At 67.2% G+C, this 6,128-nt stretch carries 7 protein-coding genes; 2 read left to right on the top strand and 5 right to left on the bottom strand.

The genetic code is table 11. The features are described 5' to 3' along the window. Nucleotides 1-87 precede the first annotated feature (87 nt). Nucleotides 88-945 (bottom strand): LysR family transcriptional regulator, encoded by an 858-nt coding sequence (locus tag V5F74_RS08965; RefSeq protein WP_374250180.1) that lies wholly within the window; start codon nucleotides 943-945, stop codon nucleotides 88-90. Between the two features lie 96 nt (nucleotides 946-1,041). On the opposite strand from V5F74_RS08965, the gene V5F74_RS08960 reads away from it, so the two are divergent. After that, nucleotides 1,042-1,422, top strand: coding sequence for a tautomerase family protein (locus V5F74_RS08960; RefSeq protein ID WP_029555726.1), 381 nt, complete (start codon nucleotides 1,042-1,044; stop codon nucleotides 1,420-1,422). 136 nt (nucleotides 1,423-1,558) lie between these two features. After that, on the top strand, nucleotides 1,559-1,894 hold the full coding sequence (locus V5F74_RS08955; protein ID WP_374250179.1) for a GIY-YIG nuclease family protein: 336 nt from the start codon (nucleotides 1,559-1,561) through the stop codon (nucleotides 1,892-1,894). Nucleotides 1,895-2,007: 113 nt separating this feature from the next. On the opposite strand, the gene atzD is transcribed toward V5F74_RS08955, so the two are convergent. From atzD to allB, 4 genes are read right to left on the bottom strand one after another with little or no spacing between them, the layout of a single operon-like run. Beyond that, complete coding sequence (gene atzD / locus V5F74_RS08950; protein WP_394007433.1) at nucleotides 2,008-3,087, bottom strand: cyanuric acid amidohydrolase; 1,080 nt, start codon at nucleotides 3,085-3,087, stop codon at nucleotides 2,008-2,010. 10 nt (nucleotides 3,088-3,097) lie between these two features. Continuing rightward, nucleotides 3,098-3,871, bottom strand: a complete 774-nt coding sequence (locus V5F74_RS08945; protein ID WP_394007431.1) for an ABC transporter permease — start codon at nucleotides 3,869-3,871, stop codon at nucleotides 3,098-3,100. Next, on the bottom strand, nucleotides 3,868-4,695 hold the full coding sequence (locus V5F74_RS08940; RefSeq protein ID WP_394007429.1) for an ABC transporter ATP-binding protein: 828 nt from the start codon (nucleotides 4,693-4,695) through the stop codon (nucleotides 3,868-3,870). The genes V5F74_RS08945 and V5F74_RS08940 overlap by 4 nt, the downstream gene beginning before the upstream one ends. Further along, the gene (gene allB / locus V5F74_RS08935; RefSeq protein WP_394007428.1) at nucleotides 4,692-6,128 is read right to left on the bottom strand and encodes an allantoinase AllB; all 1,437 of its coding nucleotides are present in this window, start codon (nucleotides 6,126-6,128) and stop codon (nucleotides 4,692-4,694) included. The genes V5F74_RS08940 and allB overlap by 4 nt, the downstream gene beginning before the upstream one ends.

The following is a 6,128-nucleotide window of genomic DNA, read 5'->3' as shown; positions in this document are numbered from 1 at the left end:
GCGCACGCAAGATCAAGATCCGAGATCGGCGCCGGACGATAATCTTTGTCTCGCAAGTCGATGACATATGGACGCCACGGCACGGATTCACCCCCGGGCCGCGCCCCGGAAGGCGGCCGCCAACGCTGCAAGCGCCTCGCGTGAGGGGCCGTCCTTCACCCGGCTGTGCAGCATGATCGGCTGACGGGGCAGGGGCGGAAGACCGAGCCGCCGGCTCACCTCCATCGAGCCGAAGGGGACCATCCGCGGCGACAGCGCCGCCACTCCCAGGCCCGCCATCACCGCCGCCGCCACCGCCATCACTCCGCCGCCAACAAAAATCTCCCGCCAGTTCACCCCGGCATCGTCCAGAAGCCGACAGGCCAGCGCGCGCACGCCGCACGGCTCGGCCATCGTGGCAATCGGCAGCGGCTCGTCCGGGCGGTGCTGCCAGCCAGGAGCGGCGAACCAGCCGAACTGTTCTTCGGCGATCAGGTTGCCATCGTCCCGATCGGACCTGAGGCGAATGAGCGCGCTGTCGATCTCCCGCCGGTCGAACTGCTGCAGGAGATCGGCCGACGACCCGATCCGGATCTCGATCACAAGCTGCGGATCCTGGCTGTTCATGCGCGCGATCAGGGCCGGAAGCTCGGGGCCGGCGACATGATCGCTGATTCCGATGGTGAGCCGCCGGCGCTGTTCCGAGAGGGAGGCCAGCGTCCGGTCGTGCAGTTCGAGCAAGGCGCGCGCCTGGTCGAGAAAGCTCGCGCCGCGGGGCGACAATTGGACGTAGCGCGGGGTGCGGTCGAACAGGCGGCATCCGAGGCGCCCTTCGAGCCGCTTCAGCTTGAGACTGACGGCCGCCTGGCTCGTGCCCATGGCTTCCGCTGCCCTCGTGAAGCTTTCCAGCTCCGCGATGTGAACGAAGGTCCGGACCGAATCGAGGTCGAGTGGCGGATCAATCATATCAAAATGCTATCTCAGATATGAACTGCGATAGCGTACCAAAAAGAAGCGGCCATTCCTATTGTTTCGACATCGATCAACGGGAAGGAGCCGCACATGCCTCTCACGCACATCTCCCTCAGGGCCGGCAAGCCGGAAACCTATCGCCGGGCGATCTTCGACAGTCTCGCGCGCGCAATGCAGGAGACGTTCAATGTGCCGCGCGACAACCAGTTCATGACCATCACCGAGCATTCGGCCGAGAACTTCCGGTTCGACCCTTCCTACATGGGCATCTCGCGTACTGAAGATGTGGTGTTCATCCAGATCGCCGCGAACGACACCCGCACGGTGGAGCAGAAGAAGGAGATGTTCCGGCGCATCGCCCTCTATCTCAGCGAGAGCCCCGGCCTTCGGCCCGAGGATGTCTTCGTCAACCTCATCGAGGTGAAGAAGGAGAATTGGTCGCTCGGCAACGGCGTGGCCCAGTACGCCTGAGCGTGGGTCCTGGTCCGCACCTGCCTGCAGGGCGGGTGGGGGCCGCCAGCGGTCGAACGGCGAGGTCTCCGTGCGATGCCCTTATTTACCCGGATGAAAAATCAATCTATATCATCCGGGTAAATATGGAGGCGTCATGGACAGGCAGGAGCGCAAGGCGGCCGTCGCGGCCTATCGGCAACGCAAGCCCGCATTCGGGGTCTATGCGATCATCTGCACTGCGACGGGGGAGGTGTGGGTCGGCACCAGCCCCACCGTAGACACGCACAAGAACAGGATCTGGTTCGAACTGGGCATCGGCAGGCACGCCAACGGGGCGCTGCAAGCCGCGTGGCGGGCGCATGGTGCCTCCGAATTCCGATATGAGGAACTTGACCGGCTCCGGGACGACTTCCCCGATCTCGACCGGGACGACGAACTCAAGAAGCGTCGCGCCCTCTGGCAGACGCGGTTGCGCGCCGCATCGCTCTAGCGCGGCATTCTTCAGTCCGGCAGAGCCGGGCGCTGGAGAGGCGCCACACGTGGGAAGGCCGGCGCTCGTTCCATGACAGGGGCGCTTGCTGGGCCGAGATGAAAGCAGGCGAACTACCTGCCTTCTGCCGCCATACGCGCGCCGATGATGGCCACCGGGCCGCCGCCGTCCGGTCCCTGATGTTCGGCGCCGCCGGAGACATAAATCTCCGTGTGGCCGACCACGCCGGCCAGGGCGCCGGCGACGAAGGCGCGGGCGTGGCGGGTGGAGGAGATGTCGCTGTCGTCCAGCATGGTGTGGCGCTTGCCACGGATGAGGCCGCTGCGGCTCGCCTCGGCCTTGGCGAGTACGATGGTGCCGTCTCCCGGCGCGCCTCCGAGACTGTCGATTGCTTCGCGCACCGGCGCGACATCTATGGCATCTGCCATCACGGCATGAGCGATGACGCGCGGGCCGCTCCAGCTCTTCGACATGCCGAGCACGACGATCTCGTGCCCCAGCAGTTCGATGCCGCTCGAGCAACTGGCGCGGCCGGACCACAGGCCGTAGTCGGCGCAGATGGCAGCGTCGGAAAGCGCATCCTCGGCCACCTCGCCAAGCGCCAGCGCGATGCCGAGCGCACTGGCGCCGCGCGAGAGGCCCATGGATTTCAACGTGTCGGAGGTCGCCGTGGTCGCGCCCCGCGCCTCGGCCTCGCGCACGCGGGCGGCCGTGAGAAGCGGGCACTTCACCTGTACGAAATGGACATCGCCGGCGTCTTTGATGCCGGCGGCTTCCATGGCCCGTCGCACGCCTTCGCCGACCGAGCGCACCTGCCCCATTCGACCGAGATGCTCGGAGGGAAGGTCCGGCGTATGCGCGCGGCCGACGGCGAGGGCAGGGAAGGCGTCGTTCGCATCGGCCTCGGTCACCTCGAAGACCAGCAGGTGGGGCGACATCCCGCCCTCGGTGCCGCCCGACATGACGAGGCACACCTCATCCGCCGCGCCGCCGAGATGAGAGCGCAGGAGCGCCTGCAAGGCGGAGACAGCGAAGCCGCGGGAGAAGTCGTTGACGCAGCCGTTGCCCTCGGTCTTGCCGAAGATGGCGAGGATGCCCTTGGGCGCGATGGCGCCGGAGGCGATGGCGGCGGCAAGACCGGACACGTCGTCGGGGCTCGCCGTGGGGATGCGATGGACCTTGGCAGTGGGCATGGCGCGTGTCTCAGGCGAAGTCCGCCCCGTCCTTGCGCCGCGCCCAGCCGATCACCCGCCCTTCGATGAGGGAGAAGATGGCGTAGAGGCCGACGCCCAGCAGCGCCAGCACGAGCAGCCCGGCGAAGACGAGGGGCACGTCGAAGGAGGAAGAGGCGATCATCATGAGGTTGCCGATGCCCTGGTTCGAGGCCACCGTCTCGGCGATCACCGTGCCGACGAAGGCGAGCGTCACCGATACCTTCAGGGAGGCGAAGAAATAGGGCATGGCGCGGGGCAGGCCGACATTGAACAGGATGTCGAGTTTCGTGGCCCTGAGAGCCTTCATCACGTCCTCCAGCTCCGGCTCCGTGGTGGCGAGGCCGGTGGCCACGTTCACGACGATGGGGAAGAGGCTCATGATCATGGCGGTGAGCACCGCCGGCACCGTGCCCGCCCCGAACCACAGGACGAAGATCGGGACCACCGCCACCTTCGGGATGGAGGAAAAGCCGATCAGCAGCGGATAGCCCGTGTCATAGGCGAGGCGCGAGGAGCCGATGAGCACGCCCAGCAGCACGCCGCTTACGATGCCGAGGGCGAAGCCCACCAGCGTGGTGTAGAGCGTCTGCACCGTGTGCGGCCAGATGGCGGGAGCCTGAAGCCACAGGGTGGCGAACACCTGGCTCGGCCGCGGCAGCACGATCTCCTTGATGTGGAAGATGACGCAGGCGAGTTCCCAGACGACGAAGAAGCCGATGATGACGGCAGCGGAATACAGGCGGCGGCGCAGGGCGTAGGTCATGCGGCGCTCTCCACTGCGGCGTCGGGCGCGCGGGCCGAAACGATGAGCTCCCGCAGGCGCTGGGTGAGGGAGACGAAGCCCGGTTCGTAGGTCATCTCGATGGTGCGCGGGCGGACGAAATCCACCGCGCAATCCTCGACGATCCGTCCCGGCCGGGCGCGCATGACGCAGACGCGATTGGCGAGATAGCCGGCTTCCTTGAGATCATGGGTGACGAGCAGCACGGTCGGGCGGCGCGTCAGCCACAGGTCCTGAAGGATGGCCCACAATTCCTCGCGGGTGAACTGGTCGAGGGCGCCGAACGGCTCGTCCAGCATCAGGAGCTGGGGGTCGTGGATCAGCGCGCGGCAGAGCGAGGCGCGCTGGAGCATGCCGCCGGAGAGCTGCCAGGGAAACTTGTCGCCGAAGCCTGCGAGGCCGACCTGTTCCAGCAGGGCATCGGCGCGGTCGCGGAACTCGGTCTTCTTCTTGGCGCGATACTGCTGCCGGAAGGGCGGCACGATCTTCAGCGGCAGCATCACGTTCTGCCGGATGGTGAGCCACGGCAGCAGGGTCGGGTTCTGGAAGGCCATGCCCACCCGTACCGGTTCGGCGCCGACCTCGCGCTGAGCCACGAACACCCAGCCGGCCGAGGCGGGAATGAGCCCCGTCACCAGCTTGAGGATGGTGGACTTGCCGCAGCCGGAGGGGCCGACGAGGGCGACGAAATCGCCCTTGCCGACCTTGAGATTGGTGGTGCCGAGCGCCTCCACGGTGCGCGCGCCGTGGCCGTAGGTGAGGCGCACGTCCTGGAGATGGACGAAGGGAGGGGCATCCTCGTTCATGCCGCCGCCTCCGGCCGGTCGGCGATGACGGCCGCCAGGGTTTCATCGGTGTGCAGCGGCTTCGCCTCCGGCATCTGCTGGATGGCGTGGACCGAGCGGCCGTGGCCCTTCGTGTCCGCCACCAGCGCGCGATCCTTCATCACGAAGCGCCCGCGCACCATGGTATGGCGCGGCAGGCCGACCACGCTCCGGCCGTCCCACGGGGAAATCTTGGATCGGGACTGGAGATCGGCGTCGCGCAGCGTCCAGGCGTGGTTCAGGTCCACGAAGGCGAGGTCCGCGTCGGCGCCGGGCAGGATGGCGCCCTTCTTCGGGTAGAGCCCCCACACCTTGGCCGGGTTCACCGCGCTCCAGCGCACATAGTCGCGAATGTCGTAGCGGCCGGCCGCAACCTCGGTGAGCATGAGCGGCATCTGCGTCTCGACACCCGGGAAGCCGCAATCCACGCTCCAGATGTCGGCGCGGGTCTTCTCCTCCGGCGTGTGCGGGGCGTGATCGGTGGCGATCATGTCGATGGTGCCGTCGAGAAGGCCGGCCCAGAGCGGTTCGTTGTTCACGCTCTCCCGCACCGGCGGGTTGACGCGGATGATGCCGCGGCAGCGGGCGTAATCGGCCTCGCCCAGCATGAGGTAGTGCGGGCAGGTCTCGCCGGTGATGTCGACGCCGCGTGCCTTGGCGTCGCGGAGAGGGCCGAGTTCGGCTGCGGACGAGATGTGGAGGATATGGATGCGCGCGCCGGTCCATTCGGCAAGGATGGCCGCGCGGGCCACCGCCTCAACCGCCACCACGGCGGGGCGGGAGGCGAGATGGGCGAGGGGATCGCTGCGGCCACTCTCGGTCAGGCGCTTCTGGCGCCGCTCCATCACCGAATTGGTCTCGGCATGCAGAGAGATGCGCTTGCCGGTGGGCGCCACCCTCTCGAATGCCTCCAGCATCGCCCCCGTGGAGGGCGTCGGGATGCGGCCGAAGGTGTTCCCCATGTAGCATTTGAAGCCGATGATCCCGGCCTCGATCAGCTCCGACACCTTGTCGATGGTGTCCTCGCCCAGCACCGCATAGAGGCCATAGTCCACATGCGCCTTGGAGGCGGCGATGGCGTGCTTGGCCTTCAGCGTCTCCCCATCCGCAACCGTCGGGATGGTGTTGGGCATGTCGAACACGGTGGTCACGCCGCCGAAGGCCGCGGCGGCGGTGCCGCTCTCGAAGTCTTCCTTGTGGGTGTAGCCGGGATCGCGGAAGTGCACATGCACGTCGATGGCGCCGGGCAGAATGTGAAGGCCCGTGGCGTCGAAGGTCTCCTTCGCCTCCGGCATGGCATCGGGCGCGCCGACGGCGACGATGGTCTCGCCGCGGATGGCGATGGAGGCTTCGATGACCGTCTCGCGGGAGACGATGCGCCCGCCATGGATGACGAGATCGACAGGTTCGTTCAT

The sequence above is a fragment of the Xanthobacter aminoxidans genome (assembly GCF_043193615.1).
Classification (GTDB): domain Bacteria; phylum Pseudomonadota; class Alphaproteobacteria; order Rhizobiales; family Xanthobacteraceae; genus Xanthobacter; species Xanthobacter aminoxidans.
Note: the sequence above shows the minus strand (reverse complement) of the source record. Positions and strands in the feature narration are given on the sequence as shown.

Bases quoted from the DNA above. Each gene is read 5' to 3' on its own strand.
- V5F74_RS08955 (WP_374250179.1), top strand. From the start codon at position 1,559: ATGGACAGGCAGGAGCGCAAGGCGGCCGTCGCGGCCTATCGGCAACGC.
- allB (WP_394007428.1), bottom strand. From the start codon at position 6,128: ATGAACGAACCTGTCGATCTCGTCATCCATGGCGGGCGCATCGTCTCC.
- atzD (WP_394007433.1), bottom strand. From the start codon at position 3,087: ATGCCCACTGCCAAGGTCCATCGCATCCCCACGGCGAGCCCCGACGAC.
- V5F74_RS08960 (WP_029555726.1), top strand. From the start codon at position 1,042: ATGCCTCTCACGCACATCTCCCTCAGGGCCGGCAAGCCGGAAACCTAT.
- V5F74_RS08945 (WP_394007431.1), bottom strand. From the start codon at position 3,871: ATGACCTACGCCCTGCGCCGCCGCCTGTATTCCGCTGCCGTCATCATC.
- V5F74_RS08940 (WP_394007429.1), bottom strand. From the start codon at position 4,695: ATGAACGAGGATGCCCCTCCCTTCGTCCATCTCCAGGACGTGCGCCTC.
- V5F74_RS08965 (WP_374250180.1), bottom strand. From the start codon at position 945: ATGATTGATCCGCCACTCGACCTCGATTCGGTCCGGACCTTCGTTCAC.